Source organism: Sporosarcina newyorkensis (assembly GCF_900167515.1).
Classification (GTDB): domain Bacteria; phylum Bacillota; class Bacilli; order Bacillales_A; family Planococcaceae; genus Sporosarcina; species Sporosarcina newyorkensis.
In genome coordinates this window covers 71,416-95,684 of sequence record NZ_FUYJ01000007.1, presented here as the reverse complement: position 1 = coordinate 95,684, position 24,269 = coordinate 71,416, and the positions used below count along the sequence as shown (strand labels likewise).

22 protein-coding genes and 5 tRNA genes are annotated in these 24,269 nt (G+C 42.3%); 19 read left to right on the top strand and 8 right to left on the bottom strand.

The features are described 5' to 3' along the window. Nucleotides 1–24: 24 nt before the first annotated feature. Nucleotides 25–1,083, top strand: coding sequence for an Mrp/NBP35 family ATP-binding protein (locus B5D59_RS13450; protein ID WP_078818304.1), 1,059 nt, complete (start codon nt 25–27; stop codon nt 1,081–1,083). Nucleotides 1,084–1,105: 22 nt separating this feature from the next. Here the strand turns inward: B5D59_RS13450 and gerD are convergent, their stop codons facing one another. Next, nucleotides 1,106–1,723, bottom strand: a complete 618-nt coding sequence (gene gerD / locus B5D59_RS13445; protein WP_009498962.1) for a spore germination lipoprotein GerD — start codon at nt 1,721–1,723, stop codon at nt 1,106–1,108. 330 nt (nt 1,724–2,053) lie between these two features. Here gerD and B5D59_RS13440 point away from each other — a divergent pair, with 330 nt between their 5' ends. Further along, nucleotides 2,054–2,737: a KinB-signaling pathway activation protein gene (locus tag B5D59_RS13440; RefSeq protein WP_078818303.1), complete on the top strand. Its 684-nt coding sequence runs from the start codon at nt 2,054–2,056 to the stop codon at nt 2,735–2,737. A gap of 35 nt (nt 2,738–2,772) precedes the next feature. Here B5D59_RS13440 and B5D59_RS13435 read toward each other — a convergent pair whose 3' ends face one another. Further along, entirely contained in the window at nt 2,773–3,438 is a 666-nt protein-coding gene (locus B5D59_RS13435) for a polysaccharide deacetylase family protein (RefSeq protein WP_078818302.1), read from the bottom strand. Between the two features lie 176 nt (nt 3,439–3,614). Here B5D59_RS13435 and B5D59_RS13430 point away from each other — a divergent pair. From B5D59_RS13430 to B5D59_RS13365, 14 genes are all read left to right on the top strand, one after another. Next, nucleotides 3,615–3,689: transfer RNA gene (locus B5D59_RS13430), tRNA-Asn, on the top strand. Nucleotides 3,690–3,696: 7 nt separating this feature from the next. Further along, nucleotides 3,697–3,772 (top strand) — tRNA-Thr (locus B5D59_RS13425). Between the two features lie 16 nt (nt 3,773–3,788). Then, nucleotides 3,789–3,863 (top strand) — tRNA-Glu (locus B5D59_RS13420). Nucleotides 3,864–3,943: 80 nt separating this feature from the next. Then, a tRNA-Tyr gene (locus tag B5D59_RS13415) sits at nt 3,944–4,028 on the top strand. 46 nt (nt 4,029–4,074) lie between these two features. Continuing rightward, nucleotides 4,075–4,149 (top strand) — tRNA-Gln (locus tag B5D59_RS13410). Between the two features lie 218 nt (nt 4,150–4,367). Further along, nucleotides 4,368–6,467 (top strand): sensor domain-containing protein, encoded by a 2,100-nt coding sequence (locus B5D59_RS13405; protein ID WP_176132592.1) that lies wholly within the window; start codon nt 4,368–4,370, stop codon nt 6,465–6,467. A 17-nt stretch (nt 6,468–6,484) separates the two neighbouring features. Beyond that, nucleotides 6,485–7,390 (top strand): arginase, encoded by a 906-nt coding sequence (rocF, locus tag B5D59_RS13400; protein WP_009498956.1) that lies wholly within the window; start codon nt 6,485–6,487, stop codon nt 7,388–7,390. Between the two features lie 181 nt (nt 7,391–7,571). Next, nucleotides 7,572–8,135 (top strand): RNA polymerase sigma factor SigW, encoded by a 564-nt coding sequence (sigW, locus tag B5D59_RS13395; protein ID WP_009498954.1) that lies wholly within the window; start codon nt 7,572–7,574, stop codon nt 8,133–8,135. 12 nt (nt 8,136–8,147) lie between these two features. Continuing rightward, nucleotides 8,148–8,783 (top strand): anti-sigma factor family protein, encoded by a 636-nt coding sequence (locus B5D59_RS13390; protein WP_009498953.1) that lies wholly within the window; start codon nt 8,148–8,150, stop codon nt 8,781–8,783. A 158-nt stretch (nt 8,784–8,941) separates the two neighbouring features. Then, nucleotides 8,942–9,778 (top strand): diadenylate cyclase CdaA, encoded by an 837-nt coding sequence (gene cdaA / locus B5D59_RS13385; protein WP_009498952.1) that lies wholly within the window; start codon nt 8,942–8,944, stop codon nt 9,776–9,778. After that, nucleotides 9,771–11,114 carry a CdaR family protein gene (locus B5D59_RS13380; RefSeq protein ID WP_009498951.1) on the top strand — a complete coding sequence of 448 codons (1,344 nt, stop codon included), beginning with the start codon at nt 9,771–9,773 and terminating at the stop codon, nt 11,112–11,114. Before cdaA ends, B5D59_RS13380 begins: the two co-directional genes overlap by 8 nt. Before the next feature lie 53 nt (nt 11,115–11,167). After that, nucleotides 11,168–12,517 carry a phosphoglucosamine mutase gene (glmM, locus tag B5D59_RS13375; RefSeq protein ID WP_078818300.1) on the top strand — a complete coding sequence of 450 codons (1,350 nt, stop codon included), beginning with the start codon at nt 11,168–11,170 and terminating at the stop codon, nt 12,515–12,517. Nucleotides 12,518–12,646: 129 nt separating this feature from the next. Then, the gene (locus B5D59_RS13370) at nt 12,647–14,266 is read left to right on the top strand and encodes a diguanylate cyclase (protein WP_040759911.1); all 1,620 of its coding nucleotides are present in this window, start codon (nt 12,647–12,649) and stop codon (nt 14,264–14,266) included. Between the two features lie 15 nt (nt 14,267–14,281). Next, nucleotides 14,282–14,647 carry a response regulator transcription factor gene (locus B5D59_RS13365; RefSeq protein ID WP_078818299.1) on the top strand — a complete coding sequence of 122 codons (366 nt, stop codon included), beginning with the start codon at nt 14,282–14,284 and terminating at the stop codon, nt 14,645–14,647. A gap of 201 nt (nt 14,648–14,848) precedes the next feature. Here the strand turns inward: B5D59_RS13365 and B5D59_RS13360 are convergent, their stop codons facing one another. From B5D59_RS13360 to B5D59_RS13350, 3 genes are all read right to left on the bottom strand, one after another. Continuing rightward, nucleotides 14,849–17,668 (bottom strand): ATP-binding protein, encoded by a 2,820-nt coding sequence (locus B5D59_RS13360; protein WP_078818298.1) that lies wholly within the window; start codon nt 17,666–17,668, stop codon nt 14,849–14,851. Nucleotides 17,669–17,762: 94 nt separating this feature from the next. Beyond that, a complete protein-coding gene (gene pstB, locus B5D59_RS13355) occupies nt 17,763–18,578 on the bottom strand; it encodes a phosphate ABC transporter ATP-binding protein PstB (protein WP_425441357.1) in 816 nt (271 codons plus the stop codon). 170 nt (nt 18,579–18,748) lie between these two features. Continuing rightward, on the bottom strand, nt 18,749–19,189 hold the full coding sequence (locus B5D59_RS13350) for a YtoQ family protein (RefSeq protein ID WP_078818297.1): 441 nt from the start codon (nt 19,187–19,189) through the stop codon (nt 18,749–18,751). 191 nt (nt 19,190–19,380) lie between these two features. On the opposite strand from B5D59_RS13350, the gene B5D59_RS13345 reads away from it, so the two are divergent. Then, nucleotides 19,381–19,575: a YwbE family protein gene (locus B5D59_RS13345; RefSeq protein WP_009498944.1), complete on the top strand. Its 195-nt coding sequence runs from the start codon at nt 19,381–19,383 to the stop codon at nt 19,573–19,575. A 16-nt stretch (nt 19,576–19,591) separates the two neighbouring features. Then, on the top strand, nt 19,592–20,020 hold the full coding sequence (locus tag B5D59_RS13340; RefSeq protein WP_009498943.1) for a DUF1801 domain-containing protein: 429 nt from the start codon (nt 19,592–19,594) through the stop codon (nt 20,018–20,020). Nucleotides 20,021–20,058: 38 nt separating this feature from the next. Here B5D59_RS13340 and B5D59_RS13335 read toward each other — a convergent pair whose 3' ends face one another. Then, nucleotides 20,059–21,021 (bottom strand): alpha/beta fold hydrolase, encoded by a 963-nt coding sequence (locus B5D59_RS13335; protein ID WP_245799532.1) that lies wholly within the window; start codon nt 21,019–21,021, stop codon nt 20,059–20,061. Between the two features lie 46 nt (nt 21,022–21,067). Continuing rightward, complete coding sequence (locus B5D59_RS13330) at nt 21,068–21,391, bottom strand: YbjQ family protein (protein WP_078818296.1); 324 nt, start codon at nt 21,389–21,391, stop codon at nt 21,068–21,070. 254 nt (nt 21,392–21,645) lie between these two features. On the opposite strand from B5D59_RS13330, the gene putP reads away from it, so the two are divergent. Then, entirely contained in the window at nt 21,646–23,127 is a 1,482-nt protein-coding gene (gene putP, locus B5D59_RS13325) for a sodium/proline symporter PutP (RefSeq protein WP_009498939.1), read from the top strand. Nucleotides 23,128–23,184: 57 nt separating this feature from the next. Here the strand turns inward: putP and B5D59_RS13320 are convergent, their stop codons facing one another. Continuing rightward, entirely contained in the window at nt 23,185–24,180 is a 996-nt protein-coding gene (locus tag B5D59_RS13320; RefSeq protein ID WP_078818295.1) for an NADPH:quinone oxidoreductase family protein, read from the bottom strand. Nucleotides 24,181–24,269: the final 89 nt, after the last annotated feature.

The following is a 24,269-nucleotide window of genomic DNA, read 5'->3' as shown; positions in this document are numbered from 1 at the left end:
TAATATCAGTAAGGAGTGTCGAATGTGATTAATGAACAGCAAGTCCGTGAATTGATTGGCGCATTGGAAGATCCGTTTTTACATAGAACACTGGCAGAAACAAATGGTATTGTAGGCGTTACGATTAAGCCTGAAAAGCAGCATGTCAGTGTCAAAGTAGCAATTGCAAAAGTAAATACCGGTGAGCAATTGACGCTTCAATCAAAAGTAGTGGACGTTTTGAAAGAGGCAGGTGCAGACTCTGTAGGAATTCGTTTTGAAGAACTGCCGAAAGAAGTTCTCGAGCAATTCCGCGGAACTGTAACAGAAGCAGAAACCCAAGATATTTTATCTCCTCTATCCAACATCGAATTCATTTCGATTGCGTCCGGTAAAGGTGGGGTCGGGAAGTCGACAGTATCTGTCAATTTGGCTGTTGCTTTAGCAAGACGCGGTAAGAAAGTTGGTTTGATCGATGCGGATATTTATGGATTCAGCGTTCCCGACATGATGGGGATCACGGCTATGCCTGAGGTCAGAGAAGAGCGCATCATTCCGGTAGAACGATTTGGTGTTAAGGTCATCTCAATGGGCTTTTTCGTGGAAGATAATGCGCCAGTTGTATGGCGGGGCCCAATGCTTGGTAAAGTGCTGGATCAGTTTTTCCGCGATGTTGAGTGGGGCGAGCTTGATTACTTATTGCTTGATTTGCCGCCGGGTACAGGCGATGTAGCGCTTGATATCCATCAAATGATTCCGGCATCTAAAGAAATCGTTGTCACAACACCGCATCCTACAGCTGCATTTGTAGCTGCGCGTGCAGGTGCGATGGCTTTGCAGACGGATCATGAATTGCTTGGCGTTATCGAGAATATGGCGTGGTTCGAATCCAAAGCATCCGGGGAAAAGGAATATGTCTTTGGACAAGGTGGCGGCGTCCGTCTGTCAGAAGAGCTTCGCACCGAGCTATTGGGTCAAATACCACTGGGTCAGCCTGATTGGAACGACACGGAATTTGCTCCTTCTGTGTATGCGGAAGACCATCCGATTGGTCAGATTTATTTACAAATTGCCGATACCGTGATTGAAAAAAATACTAAATAATTAGTTGGCAGGCGAGAGGGGTTTATGGACCTCCTTCACCTGCTTTTTCTTCTGCTCCACCGCCACCACTCTCTTCTTTCCCGCCTTTCTCATCTTTTCCGCCCTCTTCTGTTGTCCCTTTTCCTGCTTTCATGATCAGTTGCTGCCATTTCGCTTGCATTAAAGGGCTGTTGATCGTGTCTTCCACTGCCTTTTCCATTTCTTTTTTCATTTTACTGGAATTTACGACTTTCTCCATTTGCTTCATCATGTCTGGCTGTCCAAAAAACTTTTCCATTTCCTTTTGAAACGATGCATCTCCCATTAAATCCTTCATAATATCTGCTTGCTGCTTTTTCATACTTTTGGCGATAGACTCTGTAAATTTCGGATCTTCAAATGCGGTTTTCCAAAACTGTTCACCCTCTTTTGAAAGCAGCACATTCTCAATGCTTTCTTTCACTTCTGGTTGTTCCAATACTAAAAGCTCCCGAAATTCGGGATCTGTCATCAATTTGCGTAATGCTTTTTTTCCATCTTCCGTTTGGATCGCATCCGTCATCATTTTTTTCATTTCATCATAACTCGGACCTGACTGTTGTCCGTTGCTGCAACCCGCTAGGAATACAAGGAATAGGAAAATGCCTGCCAATTTTTTCATTCCGATCAACCTTCCACTTGTATTTTCATTTATTGTTCACAATATTAGAGGGAATATGCATGATTCGTTCAATGAAATAGATTTTTTTGTCGAACGTTGATACACTAAGTGAGACATGAAACAATTAAGCGATGGCATAATTGCGTCCGGATTTTGATACGAGTTAGCTCGATTAACTCCTTTTAAAATCCATGATACCTTCTGCCGGAGGCACTATTTTCTTCAGAGAGCGTCTGAATACCCGCTGAAGAGGAAATAAAACTGCATTCATCTCGCCATCTATAGAGGTGGGAGTCTTCTGTTGAATAAAGATAAAAGGGGAACAGTGTTGTGACAATACGAAATTGGGTAAAATTTTTCTTGCGCGCTATGGCCATTGGTGGAGGTATCACAGCCATTGTCGGGTTAATTGTACGTTGGGACTTCTTTTTTGGGTATATACAGGAAGGTGAGATTTGGCAATTTCTTGGTGCCTTTTTATGGATGATCTTTTTAGGCTTCACAATGAGTGTTATTGCGCAGATGGGTTTTTTCGCCTATTTAACAGTTCACCAATTTGGCGTCAATCTGTTCCGCACGCTGACATTGTGGAACTGGGTGCAAGTCCTGATCATTGCAGTTGTGTTGTTTGATTTAGTCTTTTTCCGCTTCCAGTTAACGAAGGAAGATACAGGAAGAACGTTCTTGTATATTTTCTTGCTTTTGACACTCGTTATAGTGTCTGCGGTAACTGCATACTTTAAAGCGCAGTGGACGAAAAAACATGCACTGATCTCCGCTCTATTCTTTATGATTGTGATCACAACACTTGAATGGTTGCCAGCTCTAATGGTCACATCAGGAAATAAAGACGAATGGGTAACCATCCTTCTGTTTCCTTTGCTGACAGTGAACGCTTTTCAACTATTAGTATTGCCTAAATACAATAAGCAATCCGATATTGATAAGGCTAAATTGGACAAGCGTCGTAATGAACGAAAAAAAGCTAAGCAAAAATCATCAAAAGCTAAATAAATGTAAAAAACCGACAGAATGCGGCTGTCGGTTTTTTACTTTGGAATTTTTTTAGTTTTAATTTTGGGTTGAAAAAGTAGATCTTCAACAGATTGAAACGGTCGGCTCGCCATTAAACGCTCTATATCCTCCACCTGCGCTCGTTCGTCTAAATGGTGAGGAATGGAAATGATATCACCTGCTGCAGCTTTGGGCAAAGCACCCTCTTTCCAATGAACAGTCGAACCGAGCGCATTGATTTCTGCTTCGTTTAACTTATGTAGCAGAGGCTGTGGAAATTGCTCATCAACAGTGCGAAACCATAATGGCCTTGTTTCAAAAAAAGTCTCAAACTGATCCAATTGCTGTTCAAATAATTCACGATCGACCTCATACCTATTGCCTTCCTGCCCAAGCAATGCGACAGGCAAAGAACGCTTCTTCATCTCTTCGACGAGGTTTGGAAAGCGGGATGCCCATTCTACGTCAACAAACAGCAGCGGATATGGTTGAGTCAGCTGCTCCAAAAGATCCTTCACTTCTTGCTCGCCAAATGAAATGTTAATGGTCAAAGCAGAACCTTGGGAACCTCTTACGATGACTGTCGGGTTTTCCGTTAAACGAAAAGCAGTCGTTAAAGCGGGGGATGGTTTGATCAGTTGTGGCAAATATAAAATAAGTAAAAAGCATAGTGTCAAAAGGAGTATGATTTTTTTGAGCATACAGATCTCCTTATTTTTAAAAGTATAAATTAATATATGAAAAAGCCTTGACGCATATGACCGAGCCGCTATATAATAAAAAAGGTTAAAGTATTAAAAGAAAGTTGTTGCACATACTTAATAAGTGTGATACAATGATTTTTGTCGTTAGAGATAGCAACTAACTATTTTATTTTTCCGCAGTAGCTCAGTGGTAGAGCAATCGGCTGTTAACCGATCGGTCGTAGGTTCGAATCCTACCTGCGGAGCCATTTCTATGCTTCCATAGCTCAGCAGGTAGAGTGCTTCCATGGTAAGGAAGAGGTCGCCGGTTCGAGCCCGGCTGGAAGCTCCATGAACGCCATTTTCATGGCCCCTTGGTCAAGCGGTTAAGACACCGCCCTTTCACGGCGGTAACACGGGTTCGAATCCCGTAGGGGTCACCATTATTTTTATAACAAGTTAAGTAATGCGCGTCATATCTCGTTGAAGAAGCGAGTTGAGCGAGAAATTGTAATTTTAACACGGTGGGGTAGCGAAGTGGCTAAACGCGGCGGACTGTAAATCCGCTCCCTCCGGGTTCGGCGGTTCGAATCCGTCCCCCACCACCATGTTTGTTTTATTTTACACTCAATAAGAACGTAACCAGCTTCACGTTGGGGTATAGCCAAGCGGTAAGGCAACGGACTTTGACTCCGTCATTCGTTGGTTCGAATCCAGCTACCCCAGCCATTTTACTTTTATTAAAGAATATAATGCATAATGAATCCTTATTATTATTAAAATAATGAAGGGTTTTTTTGTGTTTAAATTTAAGTGATAGGTATAGAAGAGAATGATTAATCGTGTATACTATTTAATAATACATATAGGCATTTTCTCTTGTAGAATAAATAAAAATATATAAACATAGGGATTGTGATATAGATATGCAAGAGTTTCTTAATGGTATGGAGAAATTCATCAAACCTAATAGTTCAAAAGGATTGCCAAAACTTCTTGGTGACATTGCCTACACTTTGGAACAGGCCGCCATTGTTTCCATTACCGATTCTCGGGGAACGATTCAATACGCCAATGAAAAATTTGAAAAACTCTCAAAGTATCCATTAAAAGAACTAATTGGAGCCAATCAACGGATTGTCAATTCTGATTACCATGATGCTTCCTTCTTCAAGGAAATGTGGGCGACAATCGGAAGTGGAAAGACGTGGAGAGGAGATATCCGAAACCAAGCCAAAGACGGGTCCTATTATTGGGTTGATACAACGATTGTCCCTTTTTTGAATGACAAAGGCAAACCCTATCAGTACGTATCCATCCGTTATGATATTACAGCTAGAAAGTTGATGGAGGAAGAGATACGAAAAAACGCAGAGCTCTATGAAATTATTACAACCAATGCTTCAGACTTCATTGCAATCATTGATCGCGATGGGAAGTTTCAATACTTGTCTCCTTCTTTCGAAAATTTGTTGGGCTACTCTTTGGATAGCTTGTATTCTGATACGTTATATTCCATTCTCTATAAAAAGGATCGTCAAAAAGTAGAAAGGAAGATTGCGCAATTCAAAGGGTTTCAACGGAAGGCTATCGGTTTAGAATATTCCATGCTGGATGTGAAGGGTGGCTTGCATGTCATGGAAGCCAAGATAAATGAAGTGCGAGGCTCCATTGATTACGAAGACCAGCTATTGGTCGTCATGCATGACGTGACAGAGCGTGTGAAATCTGAAGAAAAGATCAAACATCTTGTCTATAATGATCAGCTAACTTCTTTGATGAACCGTAATTCATTCCGCGAGCAATTGGCTCTAGCTTTTGAAAGGGCAAAGACTAGGAAGCAAGTATTTGCGCTCGTACATATCAATATTGACCGTCTGCGTTACGCCAACGATCTTTTAGGTCATGAGGCGGGGGATTACTTGTTGTCGATGGTCGGTGAAAGATTAAAAAAGAAAACCGGTCCGGAAAGTTTGCTGGCACGGATTGCTGGAGACGAATTTGCTTTTATTGTAACGGGGTTGTCGGACGAGACAGAAATCTACAATTATGCTGAAGAAATACGGTTGTATTTGGAGCAACCTATTCAGGTGGGGCAACAAACGTATTCGTTATCTATTAGTTGTGGTATCTCAATGTATCCTGAACATGCCAATCAACCGTCTGAACTGGTGACGAAAGCGACATTGGCGCTTGGAAAAGTGAAGACGCGAGGTGGCAGTGACAGTGAGATGTATGAGCATGGTACCTCTAAAATGTCATTGGAAAGAATTTTATTGGAAAATGAAATGCGGAAAAGTATACAGCAACAGCATTTTTATTTGGAGTATCAGCCCAAAGTATTTTTAGGAACTGGTGAATTAACTGGCGTAGAAGTGCTTGTCCGATGGAACCATCCAGATTTAGGTGTGATTCCTCCAATGAAATTTATTCCCCTCGCGGAAGAAACGAAAATTATTGTATCCCTTGGTGAATGGATTTTACGAGAGGTTTGTAAGCAAGCAGCTGCAGAGATCGAATCCGGTGAATTTTGTAAGTTCGCGGTCAATGTTTCGACTGTACAGATGAAAGAAGAAGGTTTTGCCGATTCGGTATTGAGTATTCTGGAGGAATTTCAAGTTCCCGCTAACATGTTGGAATTGGAGTTGACGGAAAGTTCGTTTATGGATACAGAAGGAATGAAAGAATCCATTCAAAAGCTTCGAAGTATCGGTATCACGGTGGCCATTGATGATTTCGGAACAGGATATAGTACATTTAGCTATATTAAAGAACTTCCTGCTGATACATTGAAAATTGATATGGCATTTGTGCGGGATATATTGGAAAATGAAAATAGTCAGGCGATTGTAAAAGCGATCGTGACACTGGCGGATACAGCAGGATTGAATGTGGTGGCTGAAGGTATTGAATTAAATGAACAAGCGAAGATGCTTTACAACTTAGGTTGTAGAGAAGGGCAGGGCTATTATTTTGGTCGTCCAACCACTTTATTGGAAGCAAAAAAAGCGAACTATAATTCTTCTGAAATTAACAAGAAAATGTAATATAAGGGGGAAGTGCTATGCGCAATCTGGATATTTCGATGATCGGTGTACCTATAGATCTTGGTCAGAGCAGACGTGGAGTGGATATGGGACCGAGTGCCATGCGGTACGCGGGAGCTGTGGAGCGGTTACGTGCATTAGGCCATCAGGTAATGGATCAAGGCAATATAGTAATATCAGCTGTACATGAAAAAACAAGTTCTGAAGCTGGGCTGAAAAACTTGGAAGAAGTGACGGCTGCAACTGTTAAGTTGGCTGAAGCGGTCTCGAATATCGTAGCGGACAATCATTTTCCTTTAGTACTTGGCGGGGATCACAGCATTGCGATTGGCACACTCGCAGGATTAGCGGATCACTACAAAAACCTTGGTGTCATTTGGTATGATGCACATGCAGATATGAATACACGTGAAACCTCGCCTTCAGGTAACATACACGGAATGCCGCTTGCGGTCAGCATGGGTCTTGGACATGAGCGCTTGGTTAATGTGCATCGGGATGGTGTGAAAATTGATCCGAGAAACGTTGTCATTATCGGTGCGCGTGCATTAGACCCGGGAGAACGGAAATTAATTAAAGAACAAGGCGTAAAAGTATTCACTATGCATGAAATTGATCGCTACGGCATGTCTGCCGTCATTCAGCAAACCCTTGAATACTTTTCAACCCGTCAAGTTGATGGTGTTCACTTATCTCTGGACTTGGATGGCTTAGATCCTCTTTATACGCCAGGCGTAGGGACGCCGGTCCCAGGAGGTATCACGTACCGTGAAAGCCACTTGGCGATGGAGTTACTTGAAGATGCAAAAGTCATCACTTCGGCAGAATTCGTTGAAGTCAATCCTGTGCTTGATGAATACAATAAGACTGCAGACGTCGCAGTCGCCCTGATGGGTTCGTTATTCGGTGAAAAATTATTGTAATCAGACGTGACGAAAGCCGATAAAGGCTTCCGTCACTTTTTTAGCTGTAAACTTTTTATCATTTTACGGTGTAAAAATGATAAAGTAGAAGAGGACACAAAAAAGTGGAGAAAAAATGAAACCAAATGAAGTTTCTAACGTATATAGAGGGACAGCCGCATGGAGCGGAGAGTGAAGCCTAATGGATGAATTGATTACAAAACGAGTTAAAGAAGTGTTGAATGGCAATCAAGATGCTTTTGAGGAAATTGTCATTCATTTTCAACATCGGTTGTATCAAGTATGCTACCGTATGCTGAATAACGCTGCAGAAGCAGAGGACATAGCGCAGGAAGCATTCGTACGTGCCTATGTCAATTTGGAGACGTTTGATCAAAAGCGGAAGTTTTCGACCTGGCTCTATCGCATTGCTACAAATTTATGCATTGACCGAATCCGTAAGAAAAAACCGGATTATTACTTGGATGCCCAGGTACCAGGAACAGAAGGCTTAGATATGTATTCGCAAATTGCTGCAGATCAGCGTTTACCAGAAGAAGAAGTGGAAAAGATGGAAATGAAAGACCGTATTCAGTATGAAGTAAGCAGGCTGCCCGATAAATACCGTACGATAATCATTTTACGATATATGGAAGACCTACAGTTGCAGGAAATCGCCGACATTTTGGAGATGCCTCTAGGCACAGTCAAGACGCGAGTACATCGCGGACGAGAAGCACTTCGGCAACAAATGGGGAGTATGTAGGAGGTTGGATTCATGGAAAAATGTCCTAAACATGTTGTCCATTATATGCATGCGTTTTTAGATGGAGAAATTAGCAGTGAAGAAGAAAAAATTTTAACAAAACACTTGGAGTCTTGTGAAGACTGCAAGGCGTTGATGGAAGAATTAGAGCAGACGGAGACGCTCTTTGAGAATGTAGCAACAGTACAGGCGCCGTCTGGATTTTCCAATAATGTTATGGCGAGATTACCGCAACCCAACAAACAAAAAGGACCTAAAAAGTGGTTGCGGCAGCATCCGATGATGGCAGCAGCAGCACTATTCCTTATTCTGATGAGTGCATCTTTTTTCTCAAGCTTTGAAAACGAACAGCAATTTTCGTTTACAAAACAGCCTAATATCATAGTCGAAGGGGAAACAGTCATCGTACCCGCAGGCGAGGTTGTAAAGGGTGATTTAGTTGTGAAAAATGGTGATCTTCGAATTGAAGGCGAAGTGGATGGCGATGTTACAGTCATCCGCGGTTCGAAATACATGGCTTCAACGGCTGTCATTACAGGGTCGAGTGAAGAGATCGATGAAGTGTTTGATTGGCTTTGGTATAAAATAAAATCTGTCGCGAAAGAGGTTATTCCTTCTTCGAAAGATGACAAATCGAACAACGAATAGTTTTATTGATAGTTTTGATAAGTGATGTGAGCAGCAAAGCTCTTGCATCACTTTTTTGTCGTTTGTCGAATAGTAGGACACCCTTTAGATAGGCATGTTAGCTGGAAATTATGCTATACTAGATGAATAAGAACTTTTGTAAAAGGTAGGGGAAGCACATGCCGGTTTTGGAGCAGGTAACAACATTAGCACCAATGGAAATTCTGAAAAATATTGTGGATGTGCTTCTTGTTTGGTTTGTACTATATAAATTAATTACAATTATTAAAGGAACGAAAGCCGTCCAATTATTGAAGGGTATTTTCGTTATTTTGATCGGACGTTACCTCACCGAATGGCTGGGATTAAAGACACTTCAATGGATGATGGAAGAAGTTCTCCGCTGGGGTTTCTTAGCTGCAATTATTATATTCCAGCCAGAACTGCGCCGGGCATTGGAGCAATTAGGGAGAGGCCGACTGTTTGCACGCACTGCCATGCAGGAAGAAGAGGAACGCGACCGTTTAGTGAGTGCCTTCAGCAAATCAGTCAGTTATATGGCTAAACGCCGGATCGGTGCTTTAATTACAATTGAAAAAGAAACGGGTTTAAGCGAATATATTGAAACGGGTATCCCGATGAATTCGCATATTTCATCCGAATTGCTGATCAACATTTTCATTCCGAATACTCCGTTGCATGACGGTGCGGTTATCGTAACTAAAAATCGCATTGCCGCTGCAGCCTGTTACTTGCCGTTATCTGAAAGCCCGTTCATTTCGAAGGAACTTGGTACGCGACACCGTGCTGCGCTTGGCATCAGCGAAGTGACAGATGCCGTAACGATTATTGTGTCTGAGGAAACGGGTGCCGTCAGCTTAACGGTGGACGGGGATATCAACCGTCATTTAGACATGGATGAATTTGAAAAGTTATTAAGGATTTCATGGTTTGGAAGCGAAGTCGGTCAAGCGGATACTTCTCTATGGAAGTGGGGGAAGAGAAAAAATGGATAAATTCATGGACAGCCCCTGGTCTCTGCGTCTGATTGCTCTGTTTTTGGCTATTATGCTGTTTTTTACAGTAAAAGCCGAAGATCAAACGAGCCGCAATACAGCAAATGATGTTGTCGCTCTCATTCAAGATGTTCCGGTAGAGGTATATTATGATACAGAAAACCTAGTCGTGACAGGCGTTCCGGAAATGGTCAATTTAACAATTGAAGGGCCTGCCAATATTGTGCAGACAACAAAAGTGCTGAAAGATTTCACATTGAAGTTGGACTTGCAAAATTTGACGTTGGGAGAACATACTGTACGGATCCAAGCAGAGAACTTATCCGACAAGCTGGACGTTCGTTTGGATCCCGCAACCGTGCATGTCAATATTGAAGAGAAAGTGACACAATCATTCCGCGTAGATCCCGAAATGAATACAAGATTACTTGCGGAAGGTTATGAAGTGAAAAATATAGAAGTTCAACCGGCTACTATCAGCGTGACAGGTGCAAAGAGTATTGTGGAAGCCATCAGTTTTGTGAAAGTGTCGGTAACTGGCGACAACAATTTGAATAAGTCTTTTGAGCAAAAGGCACGGGTTCGTATTTTGGACCGAGACTTGAATAAAATGTCTGTTTTATTAGATCCAGAAGAAGTGACAGTCAAGGTGGATGTACAGGAATACAGTCGTGAGGTACCGGTAAAGTTAATTCGGAAGGGAAAAGCGGCAGATGAGCTGACAATTGAAAGCTTGACACCAGTAGATGAATTGGTTCGTGTATACGGTGCAAAAAGTGCAGTGGAGGCCATTAATGAAATACCAGTAGAGGTCGATCTTTCGAAAGTGAGTAAATCTGGTAAGTTCGAAGTGGATGTTAAAAAGCCAGAAGGCGTCAGTAAAGTGACACCGAATAAAATAAAAGTACAAGTTAAAGTATCTGGCGATTCAACAAAGTCTGATGAGAGCGAAGAATCGGTGGAGGAAGAAGTAACAATGGGGGATACGGAAGAACCTGAAGCCGAGACACCCCCGACCACCCCGACCACTGCGCAAGTAACACAGCAAATTACGGACATCCCAATATCAGTCAGAAATCTTGATCCCATTTATACTGCTTCTATTAAGCAACCGTCCAACGGCAATGTGTCGTTACAAGTAACAGGGGATAAAGCCGTTGTCGAACGATTGAAACAAACAGATATAGCGGTATATATTGATGCAGCCAATGTAAATGCGGAAGGTGAAGTCTCCGGGCCTTTACTTGTAGAGGCACCTAAAGAAATTTCATGGAAATTGGCAGTTCGAAGTGCCGTATTTGACGTACAACTTGTCGAAGCAAAAACGAAAGCTTGAGATTCGTAATACCAGTGATCCAATTAGGATATGATCGAAAGGAAGAATTTAAAATGACACAGTATTTTGGTACAGATGGAGTCCGAGGTATTGCAAATGCCGAACTGACACCAGAACTTGCGTTTAAACTAGGTAGAATTGGCGGATATTTACTCACAAGAGATGTAGAAGGAAAGGCAGAAATTCTTGTGGGAAAAGACACTCGAATTTCTGGGGCTTTGCTTGAAAATGCTTTGATCGCAGGATTATTGTCAGTAGGAGCGGAAGTCATGAGACTTGGCGTTATCAGTACACCTGGCGTCGCCTATCTGACAAGAGTGATGAATGCACAAGCCGGAGTTATGATATCGGCTTCTCATAATCCTGTAGAGGATAACGGCATCAAGTTTTTTGGCGAGGACGGTTTTAAATTGACCGACGCGCAAGAGGCAGAATTTGAAAAGCTGCTGAATGAAGAGGAAGACAAGTTACCGCGTCCAATTGGTGGACAGGTAGGAACGATAACAGAGTACTTTGAAGGCGGACAAAAATATATCCAGTATTTAAAACAAATTGTGGATGAAGACTTTGAAGGAATTCACGTTGCGTTGGATTGTGCACACGGAGCTACTTCCGTATTGGCGACACATGTATTTGCTGATCTCGATGCCGATTTGACAACAATGGGTGCTTCTCCGAACGGCTTAAATATTAATGACGGTGTTGGATCAACGCATCCCGAGACATTGGCAGGCTTGGTTATTGAAAAGAACGCAGATATCGGTTTGGCATTTGACGGAGATGGAGATCGTCTCATCGCAGTAGATGAAAAAGGAAATATTATAGATGGCGATCAAATCATGTTTATTGTAGGCCGATACTTACATAGCAAGGGTCGTTTGAAAGCGGACACGATCGTTTCTACTGTGATGAGTAATCTAGGGTTTTATAAAGCGTTGGAAGAGTGCGGAATGAAAAGTGTACAAACGGCTGTCGGTGATCGATATGTCGTGGAAGAAATGCGCAAAAATCATTATAATTTAGGCGGAGAACAATCGGGCCACATCATCTTCATGGATTATAATACGACAGGCGATGGTCTGCTCACGGCATTACAATTAGTTAATATCATGCAGCAAACAGGCAGAAAACTATCCGATTTGGCCAGTGAAATGAAAGTATATCCCCAAAAACTTGTAAATATCCGAGTGGTCGATAAACATGCGGTTATGGAGAACATCCGTATCGTCAGCGTCATCAATGAAGTCGAACGGGAAATGGCTGGGCAAGGACGTGTGCTTGTACGCCCATCAGGTACAGAGCCACTCGTACGAGTGATGGTAGAAGCGACGACGGAAGAACAATGCGCAGAATATGCGGAACGGATTTCATTCGTAGTGAAAGAGGAAATGGGTTTGGAATAAGTAACGTCAATGAAGCTGGAAACAGGCATATACGTGTTTCCAGCTTCATTTTCATATAGGGAAATAGATAAAAGGAACTTGATTATGAATCGATGGGGAAATGCTTCCGATGGACGAGGGGGGAAGGAAATGAACCAAAAAAAGTACCAGGATATGTTGGCGCAACGAACGGAGAACATCTTTAAGGATTGGGAAGCAAGAGGTAGCTTAACAGAGCGCGAATTGTATTACTTCCTCCATAAGCTTAAAGGAACGTCCGGAACGATTGAATTACAACAGTTGTCTCTTTTTTGTGCATCTCAGCTAGAAATCTTGTCTTCTTCCAATGATCAGAAGATTCCTGTGTCATCATTGGAAAACTTGAAAAATCGTATTCGTTCTCATTTTGATGGCTCTGAAGCTGTCAAAAAAGAAGAATTCCAATTACCGGACTGCTACATTAATCAATTAGATCAAGAAACATTTATTTTAATTATTGATGACGATTTAGAGTTTGTTTCTTACTTAAAGGAACTGCTTGAGAAAATGGGCGCCCAAGTAATTATTTCATTGAATGGCAAGCGGGGAATCGAGCAGTTTTATTCCATGCGGCCGAGTATAATACTTGTAGATACAAAATTACCGGATATGTCAGGTTTTGAAGTTCTTGATCAAATTGCAGATACGGCTAGACAGAAAAATACGATGGTAGCTCTCACTAGCGAGCAGGCTACTAAAGAAAACGAGATTGAGAGTTATCGAAGAGGGGCTATGGACTTTATTCCAAAGCCGTTTGATATGGACATTTTTTTCCCTTATTTGTTTAATCGGCAGCAACGACAACATGCAATTAGCAGCAGTATTATTACAGATAGTCTGACGGGTATTGGTAATCGTCGCTATTTCGATGAAGTCATTAATAACTTTGCGAAAAAAGCAGATCAGTCAGATACAACATTCTCTTTAGTGATGGTAGACTTAGATCATTTTAAACAAGTGAATGATTTATATGGGCATCCAGCAGGTGACGATGTATTACGGAAATTCGGTGAAATTCTCCATGATGAAAAACGCGAGGGTGACTATGTTTTCCGTTATGGCGGAGAGGAATTTGCCTTATTGTTCGTTAATCTCCAAGCAGATGAGGCGGTTCATGTAGTGGAGCGCATTCGCAATAAATTTAATCCACTCTCCTTCAATTCAGGCGACCAATCATTCAATGTGACATTTTCAGCTGGCAGTGCTGACTATCAGGGTGATACAGAAGAGCTAATTTCAGCCGCAGATCAAGCGTTATATGAAGCAAAGCGGACAGGCAGGAACCGAACCATCCTGTATGATCAGCGAAAGCGTATGGTCAAGCGGAAGTTGATGGTCATTATTGTAGACGATGACTCATTTATTCGGCAAATTCTTCAGCAAACTTTGCTGGAATTGCAATCACCTGATATTGAGTTTACTGTAAAGACCTATTCAGATGGTCCGGCTTTTCTCGAAGATGACTGGTATACGCCAGATGACTACTTTATAGTGTTGTTGGATGGTGTTATGCCGAAAATGGATGGGCTAGAAGTGTTGAGCCGTTTAAAAAGCGACCACGCCAAAACAAATGTGACGGTTTCAATGATGACAGCAAGAAAGAGTGCAAACGATATTAAAGCAGCGCTATGGTTAGGGGCGGACGACTATATTATCAAGCCGTTTCAGCCGGCAGACGTACTAGGTCGTATTGAAAAATTGGCCAATCGTTTGTTTGATAAGAGAGAATAGAAGGGAGACCGCGCCATGTCATATGCAGAGAAGAAAGTGTTGGTTGTAGATGATGAAGAAATTTTACGTATGCTGCTGACAGATACATTAGAATTCGCGGGGTTTCAAGTCGACGAGGCAGAGGATGGGCTGGAAGGATTGCGGAAAATCCAAGAAAATCAGTATGATGCCGTTCTTCTGGATTATATGATGCCTCATATGACGGGTTTGGAAGTACTGGAGCGTATACAACCGCTCCAGCTCCACACTACTGTGATCATGCTGACAGCAAAAGCGCAGCGGGAAGATCAGGAGGCAGCCATAGAAAGAGGGGCTGCGTATTTTGTCCCCAAGCCTTTTAGTCCGAATGAGCTGGTTGAATTACTGAACTCGATTTTCTGAATCAATATCATAAAAAAGGCTGTCGCTGGAAGATATTTTGTCTTTGAAGTGACAGCCTTTTTTTGCACGGTTGGAAAAGGGAGCAGCAGACCACCTTACCCCTTCCGCAACAATGCGTATACTTAGAATAAATAAAAAGCTTTCGTATACAAAACAAAAGCCATCCGAAAAGTCAAAATGACTTCTCGAACAGCTCATTTTTTACTCGCTGTCAGGGTATAAAATCCTGCCGTCTGCACGCTGGACAGTTTCCATGAGTGTCGAAGATAGATCCTGAAGTGAGTATGGCTTTGTTAGATAATGTTCAATCTTAAATTCTTTCATCAGCTGTGGCTCTTTTTCCAAAGACGAAGAGATGATGACTGGGATAGAAGCAGTTTCCTTCTGTTCTTTCATCTTTCTAATCAACTCCCAGCCATTTTCATTGCCGCTTAATTTTAAATCAACTACGACAGCGGCTGGCTGCATTCTTTGCATGCAACTAAACGCTTGGTCCACTGTTGAATGATGGATCACTGAAAATCCGTTGTTTGCCAATTCCTCTCCCAATAACAATGCAATATTGACGTCGTCTTCTACTACATTCACAAGTGGCTTGTCTAAATTGACAGGCCCCGTTGGCAATTGCTGTTTTAGGGGAAGAGTAATAAATACCGTCGTACCTACGTTCTCTTCTGATTCTATCCAGATTCGCCCGTTGTGGTCTTTTATGATTTCTTGGCAAATGGACAGACCAAGACCTGTACCACCTATTTTCCTGCTGTAACTATTATCGAATCGATAAAATTTCTCGAAAAGATGACTGATGTCTTCTTTAGGGATTCCGATACCTTGGTCTGTAATCGACAGGATGATTGAATCCTGTTGATTCCATAATGTCACATTTACATCACCGCCGTTTGGAGAAAATTTAACGGCATTACTAAGTATATTCGTGAAAACCTGAATCATTCGATCTCGATCGGCAGCAACCATAGAGGCGCAAGTAATATCTTGGATCTTGATGTTGTGCAATGAGGATTGGGTCTCTAAATTATCCACTGTTTGCCGCATAAGATCGACTAAAGATATTTCTTCTACCGTGTAAGCCAGTCGGCCTGATTCCATGCGTTGAAGATCCAGAAAATCATTGATCAGTGCAGTCAAGCGTGTAGCCTCATTATAAATAGTTTCTAAATAACGTTTTTTTCGCTTTTCGTCCATTTCCTTATTCAGCAACAACTCGGAAAAACCGAGAATACTAGACAATGGGGTGCGTAGTTCGTGACTAACTGTAGAGACCAGTTCGGTCTTCATTTGATCCACTTCATGCTCGTGTGTCATATCCCGATGCACGAAGATGGTACCGACTTTATCTCCTTGAATGACGATCGGTACACTGTAGACGTTCATGACGCGTGATTCTGCGGATGGCAGCGAAACAATATAGGAATAATTTCTGAATTCCTGATTTTCCGGATCAAGCGCTTCATTCAAAAACTTTTTGTATTGTTCGGGCTCACTGATTCGCTGTAAGAAATATTCTGTCCATTTGTCTCTGGGCCATTTCTTATGCTCCATGCCCAGCAGTTCGAATAGGGCGGCATTGTACTGATCGTCTTCATCAGTGCTGGAAACAAACTGAATTCCTTCATTAATATTGTCTAGGATGTTCTGATTAAGCTGACGTTCATGGCTGATCAATTCGTATTGTTCAATCCGATCCACTGAGATCGCGATTCTTCTAAGCAATCCATAAAGGTCTGTTTGATCGTCTTCAGTGAAGGGTTTACCAATACGAGAAAGTATGGAGATAACGTTTAATTCGTTTTCAGAATTGTAGATACCCGCCACGAAATCATAAACGAACGTCGTATTTCCTGCAACGCCTTTCTCATAATCCGCCTCCCGTTTGATCACGAAGTAAGGCTCTTTTTCAAGTCGAAGCTTTATGTATTCCATCCGCTCTTGTTTGACCTCTTCAAAGAATTTTTCAGACATGCCTTTCAGTGAAGAGACATTACTTTTTGGGAACCAAAGGAAGCTGAGATCCGATTGATAGATTGTGTCGAGATAATCCGATGTTTGATCACAGACTTCTTGTTTATCCAATGAAAGCGATAGTAAATGACTGAGACCGTTATATCGTTCCAAGCGAACACGCGAAAAGCGTGCTTCAGACAGGGCATATTCCATTTTTGTCTGTCGATTGAACAGCTCATCCTGCTGAGAGATCAATTCTTCATTCTGAGCAAGTAGTTCCTGTTCGTTCGTCTGGATGCGCTGCATCATCTTATGAATAGCTTGAGATAAAGCACCTATTTCATCTTCTCTAGTAATGGGTTGGAAAAGTATTTTGCCTTCGGTTTCATATTGATCCGCTGCGTAGGTGATTTTTTCTACTGGGCGTACTACCCGATTTATTACATTCCAAACCATGTAGATTGGAATAAGCAAAAAAGCGAAACTGAGTAAGGTGATAAGTAAAAAGAAAACATTGGTTTGTTTTTTCGTTTGAGCATAAGACTGGGAAAGTTCTTCTTGCGCATTTAGATTATACTCATTAGCATATTCGATGAAGCGATTTACGGATAAATTTGATCCGTTTTTTGCAAGTTCACGCAACCCCTCGTAGTCGTTATCTGCAACAAGTTGGATGGCTTTTGGAAACGTCCCATTTTCATATTCTGTTAGAAAGTTATCGATTTCTCCAATCATCTTTTGTTCTTCTGCATTAAGAGAAAGTGATTTGTATTGACGTGAATAGGTATGGATATCCTGAAATGCCTGAAATGCACCATTCAGTTCACCTTCTATTTGGAATGAATAATACCCGCGGATACGAAAAAATAAGTCCTGGATAGAATTCGAAATAAGCTCTACCAATTGAGCCTTTTCAAAGGATTCTTGACGTGCCTCTTCCAAATCTGTCCAAGAACTTTTGACGTATTTATACATACTGCCCATGCCGATCACTGCGATTAACAATGATACGAGAAATACATTAATATATTGCTGGCGAATCCCTCTTTTACGCGACATTCGGCTGCCCCTTCCTGACTGCTTCTATACATCTATTCTACCATCTGAAGTAGTTTAAGGGCAGTTGGAATTTGCAGAAGAAATACGCAATTAATCAACCGAAGCGACCGTTGATATAATCGTCCGTCAATGAATCGGTTGGACGCTCAAAAATAATTGGAGTGGAGTTCATTTCAATCATTTCTCCATTTAAGAAAAACGCAGTCTGGTCAGAAATACGGGAAGCTTGTTGCATATTATGCGTCACAATGACAATCGTTACTTCCTGTTTGAGTTGAGTGATGAGTTCCTCGACTTTATGAGTAGAGATCGGATCCAAGGCAGAAGTTGGTTCATCCATCAGCAACACCTCAGGGGAAACAGCTAACGCGCGGGCTATGCACAGACGTTGCTGCTGCCCACCCGATAGACTCATTGCAGGCTTTTGCAGTCGGTCTTTCACTTCATCCCATAATGCTGCTTTACGCAAGCTATCTTCTACAACATGTTCTATTACCTCCTTTTGACGGATCCCTTGAATTTTCAGACCGAATGCAACGTTTTCGAAAATAGATTTAGGAAAAGGATTTGGCTTTTGGAAAATCATACCGACCTTCGTGCGCAATAGCTCAACGGGCAGTGAAGGAGAGAAAATGGTTTCCTCCATGAATGTCAATGTGCCGGAAATATGGACTTCTGCTTGCAGTTCCACCATCCGATTTAGCGTCTTGAGAAAAGAGGATTTACCGCATCCGGAAGGACCGATAATCGCCGTCACTTCTTTTTCATGAATCGTCATATCCAAATTTTTAAGTGCATGTGACGTTCCATACCAAAGATTTAATTTATCTGCTTGATACACCGGCTTATTCCAGTTTGCATTATTCATCACGCGAAGTTTCGGTTCTTCAATCCGCTCTTTTAGTACCATCTGTCGAAAACCTCCATTTGTTCGTTAACTTTACTGTACAGGAGATGTGTTGAGTGAGTGTGAAGGGTGTGTTAAGAGTTTGTAAAGATGCGATGAGTGAGGAGGTGCTTATAAAAACTTATTAAAAATAAATGAACAGGGAAGCAACCAGTCGTGGTTGCTTCCCTGTTTTATTCAAAAATATACTGCAAAGCGCGGACGGCTTGTTCGACAGATTCAACCGTTAGATGAGCTTTGCGTGATAGTTCTTTTAATGGGTGATGATGGTTTTTCTGACGAATTAAAATGAGTGGTTTGCCGTATGCAACGGCTGCACTCGCATCCATTGCGGTATTCCACTGCTTGTACTGCTCACCGAATAAAGCAATAACGATGTCTGATTTCTTCATTAAGATTTCGGTACGTAAGTTGTTGAAGCTTGAAGCAGCGGCATCTTTAAAAATTGGATCGGGCTGTTCCCCTAAAATTTCTTCCCCGACGTTATCCGAGCGGTCATGAACTTCCATCGGACCGACGAAATCGACCGGCAGCTGCAGTTTTTCTGCCTGCTGCTTGACCTCATCTCGCCATGACGTGTGAATCTCCCCAGCTAGGTATACTGTTAATCGCATACTTATCCCCTCCTAGTTTGATAGACTTTATTGTATCATGCATTTTACCTTCCTTCATTAGAAGTACTTGAAAGTGAGGCGTGTGAAGGTCCTTCATTACTGTTAAATTTTCTAGCTCATGTAAGAGACCAATACGAGTATAAGGGGAATTGGTTATGGTACACTGAATAAAAAGAGGAGCGGTTTAATTTATGAATGGACAAAATCGAGCGGACATCAAGCCAGGGCTGCAGGTAGCAGTCATCTTGAAAAAGGATCAGCGAAGCGGTGTGAAAACGGAGGGGGTCGTTAAGGATATATTGACTAATTCAAGCTTTCACCCGCATGGGATTAAAGTGCGGTTAGAGGATGGACAAGTCGGCCGAGTGGCAGAAATTTTGGGATGAACGGGGCTGAATTCTCATGTATGAGTTGAAGACGAAGGAAACGGACGATAGTGTAATTGAATTTATTGAGAGAGTGGAGAATCTGAAAAAGCGAGAGGATGCGTACCGCTTGCTTGATATATTTACTGAAACCACGGGTCATGAAGCGAAGATGTGGGGACCTAGCATTATCGGGTTCGGCTCCTATCATTATGTATATAAAACGGGCCATGAAGGGGAAGCACCACTCGTGGGGTTTTCTCCGCGTAAAGCCAAGATCAGCCTATACTTTGCAACAGGTGATCCTGAACGGGAACAGTTACTAGAGAGTTTCGGCAAGCATACGAGCGGCAAGGCCTGCGTCTATATTAATAAAGTGCTGGATATCGATGTGGAAGTGCTGAAAGATCTGATTCGGCAATCTGTTACGTTTTTACAGGAGCTTTATCCGAAAGAACAGAGATGAGAAAAAGAGAGGCAATTGAACCTCTCTTTTTTATATTCCTACCGGTTGTTCATCATCTCGATAAAACGTGTGGAATCCTCAGCTATTTGTATAGATTCAATGTTATGAACGTAGTGAGAGCAGTTTAATTCTATCAATTTACTATTGCTTTGATCGGCAACAAAATCTTTTTGAAAACCGACCCAATTACTCTTATCCAAGCCAGTACCTTGCCCATTCGATACAAACAACAGCATCGGAATTTCAACAGGCAAACTTTCTTGTACACGCTTCGCATTGTTTTTAATTTCAATGACTTCATTGAGCATATTTTGAGTGGCGGTCCTTCGGTAGAAGGTCACCTCATATAGTTCTTTCTCATCTTCCGTCAATGTCCCGTACCTCATCGCGTCACTTTGAGATAATGCAGGAAACCATCTTGTTGCACCGATATCCGCAACCAGCTTACCTAATCGAACTAGGGGCATATTGATTTTCATCTGTTCGTACACGACGGGGACGGCCATATCTAAACCAATGATGGCTTTTACTTCATCCGGATAGATCTGTGCCCAATGCAATGCTTCAATTCCTGACATAGAATGGGGCAATAAAATGAAAGGCCCCTCCGCTCCAGCCTGAAATAGAGCTTCTCTCGTCTCAGACAGAATCGTATCTATATCACGTTGCGAATCCGTTATTTCACTGAATCCATAACCGGCTCTTTCCACAACTGCAATTTGATGTGTATCGCTTAATAATGAATACAGTGACTTGAAATCCAACGTCGGCGAACTCGTACCGCTGCCCGATAAAAATACCAAGGTTTCTTTCCCGGTACCTTCCGTATACACATGTATTTTATGATCGTTCACTTCTATCAACACGCCAGTTGGAATAAATTTCTCGTTCTCTTTTTTGAGTTTTGCTTGGTGATTCACATGACTGATACCAATGAGTACTAAAAAACTAGCAATCAAAGTTAAAGCAATGAACATCATAAATTTACCAACTTTCCTCAACGTGTCGCCTCCAATAAATTATCCAGAGCGGCAAACTATTTGATGGTTATTCCCCGTCGCGATACGTAACAGCAGTTCCAGTCGCAATACACATCATCATACCTTCACGCACCATTTCAAAATCTAAATCCACGCCAATCACTGCATTCGCTCCCATACGACGAGCCTTTTCAGACATCTCCTCAATAGCAGTTTCACGCGATTCTGTCAGTTTGCCTTCGTAGGCAGAGCTGCGTCCGCCCACGATATCTGTGACAGATGCAAAAATATCACGTACAATATTCGCTCCCATAATCGTCTCCCCTGATACAATCCCATGATATGTTTGTATTGTTCTTCCTTGTAAAGTATTTGTTGTCGTGTGTAACATACAATCTCCTCCTTTTGTTTGTATTTATACGTTATGAAAGTGAAGAAGGTTTCAAAATAGTTTGAACGGAGAAGATTAACTGTGAAACTACAATTAACAAGATTGTATGACAAAGAATTTGTCGTACGAAATCATTTCCCGGGGAATATTGTCGGGAATAATTGTTTCAATATACGCACATTGGAATTACGGTTCAAAGTATCTTGTGGATAAGGTAAAATAGGTTTGTTGGTTAGAAAAAGGAGGGAGATTGTATGACGGAACAAACGTATCAGCTTATTTCGATTATTTTGTACATGGCAGCGATGTTATTTATCGGTTGGTACGCGTTCAAACGGACATCCAATCTGACGGATTATATGCTAGGCGGACGTTCACTTGGTCCCGCAGTCACGGCGTTAAGTGCTGGTGCTTCCGATATGTCGGGGTGGCTGTTGATGGGTCTTCCGGGTGCGATTTACTTAAGCGGTCTTGGTGAGGCGTGGCTTGCCATTGGATTGACGATAGGAGCCTATTTAAACTGGCTTTTGGTGGCACCGCGTTTGCGTGTGTACACACAAGTTTCAAATAACTCAATTACGATTCCAAGTTTCTTGGAGAATCGATTGAAAGATACCTCTCGCTTGCTGCGCGTTGCTTCAGGTATTATCATTTTAGTATTTTTCACCTTCTATGTCTCTTCAGGAATGGTGGCAGGGGGAAAGTTCTTTCACAGTTCATTCGGTTTAGAGTATCATACAGGGTTGTTGATCGTATCCGCAGTTGTCATAGCCTATACGTTATTCGGCGGATTTTTGGCAGTAAGCTACACTGATTTCGTGCAAGGGCTGATTATGTTTTTAGCGCTTATCCTAGTGCCTTCAGTAGGAGTTTTCATCACAGGGGGCTTTACGGAAACAGTGGAAAGTATACGCCAAGTAGACCCGGCACTGTTTAGTTTAGTGTCCGGTGTAAGTGTATTGGGAGTTATATCCTCGCTCGCATGGGGGCTTGGTTATTTTGGTCAGCCGCATATTATTGTGCGTTTCATGGCGATAAAGTCAGTTAAAGAGACGAAAAGTGCTAGACGTATTGGAATTAGCTGGATGCTGTTGAGTTTGATTGGCGCCATCGCGACCGCGTTGGTAGGAGTAGCGTATTTTCAGCAAAATGATGCTGTGCTGGCGGATCGCGAAACGGTATTCATTGTCCTAGGTCAAATCTTTTTCCATCCTCTTATCGCAGGAATTATGCTGGCTGCGGTATTGGCCGCGGTCATGAGTACAATTTCATCCCAATTGATCGTTACATCTTCCGCGTTGGTAGAGGATTTGTACAAAGCAGTCTTCAAGTCGGATGCGTCAGATCGGCAGTATGTCTTTTTAGGGCGTGCAGCGGTTCTATTCGTTTCATTCGTCGCGTTAGTTCTTGCATGGCCAAATAAAGAGTCAGTTTTAAAACTAGTTTCGTTTGCTTGGGCAGGTTTCGGAGGGGCATTTGGACCGGTGATCCTCTTATCTCTTTATTGGAGAAAAATTACGGCTCAAGGTGCGTTGAGCGGTATGGTGACTGGAGCAATTACAGTCGGTGTGTGGGGCAGTTTTAAAGTCCTTTCTGATACACTTTATGAAATCGTTCCAGGATTTATCGTTTGTCTGATCGTGACGTATATCGTCAGTTTGGCAACATACCGAAAGAATGCTGACATTGAGCGTGAATACAATGAAACGATTTATTTATTGAAGAAAGAACGGTGACATACAAAACTGAGCCATCCGGTACACATTTAAGTGTGAGGATGGCTCTTTTTGAACTTACAACAATTTCACAATCATCCGACCTCGTGCTTCGCCTTGCAATAAAACCGGCAGTGCATCAGGCAACTCGTCCAATGAAATCTCCTTTTGCACAAGCTGTTCCAAGTCCGGCAGCTTCAAATCTGTTGCTAAACGGTCCCATACTTTTTTACGTGTATCCATTGGGCAATAGACAGAATCGATGCCGAGCAGATTGACCGCGCGTAAGATGAATGGGAACACGGCCGTTGGAACTTTCGTACCTGCTGTCAAACCGCTCACCGCTACTGATCCGCCATACTCAATTTGGCTCAATAACGAAGCTAGTGGCTCACCGCCGACCGGATCGATCGCTGCAGCCCATTTCTGTTTGCCGAGTGCACGAATTTTTCCGTCATAGACTTCTTCGCGCGAAACAATCGATTTAGCACCGATTGACTTTAAGTACGCATGCTCTTCTTGTTTGCCGGTGCTTGCTTCCACGTCATAGCCAAGCTTTGATAAAAATGAAATCGCAAAGCTGCCGACTCCGCCAGTCGCCCCTGTAACCAGAACTTTTCCTTTATCAGACGATACATGATTTTCTTCGAGACGCTGAACAGACAAGGCCGCCGTAAAGCCTGCTGTCCCGATAATCATTGCTTCTTTTAATGAAAGTCCTTCTGGAAGTGGAACGACCCAATCCGCTTGGACTCTCGCATATTCGCTGTACCCTCCGAATTGCGACACACCGATTTCGTAACTCGTTGCAATGACTTCATCGCCCTCTTTGAATCGTTCATCCGTTGAAGACACTACAACCCCTGCTAAATCAATACCAGGCACCATCGGATAGTTTTGCACGATGTTTCCGTTAGGTATTGAAGCGAGGCTGTCTTTATAATTGATGCCCGAGTAATGGACGCGAATCAGCACGTCACCTTCAGGCAGATCGTCCAATGAAAGTTGTTGGACCTGTACTGAAAATTGTCCTTCCTGCTTGTCTACTACAAGTGCGTTAAATGATTGGGACATGAAATTTCTCCTTCCACTATGTAAAGTCATCTCTCTAGCATTATACTAACTTACTTATCTGAATCATTCAAAGTGGAAGACTTATTCAC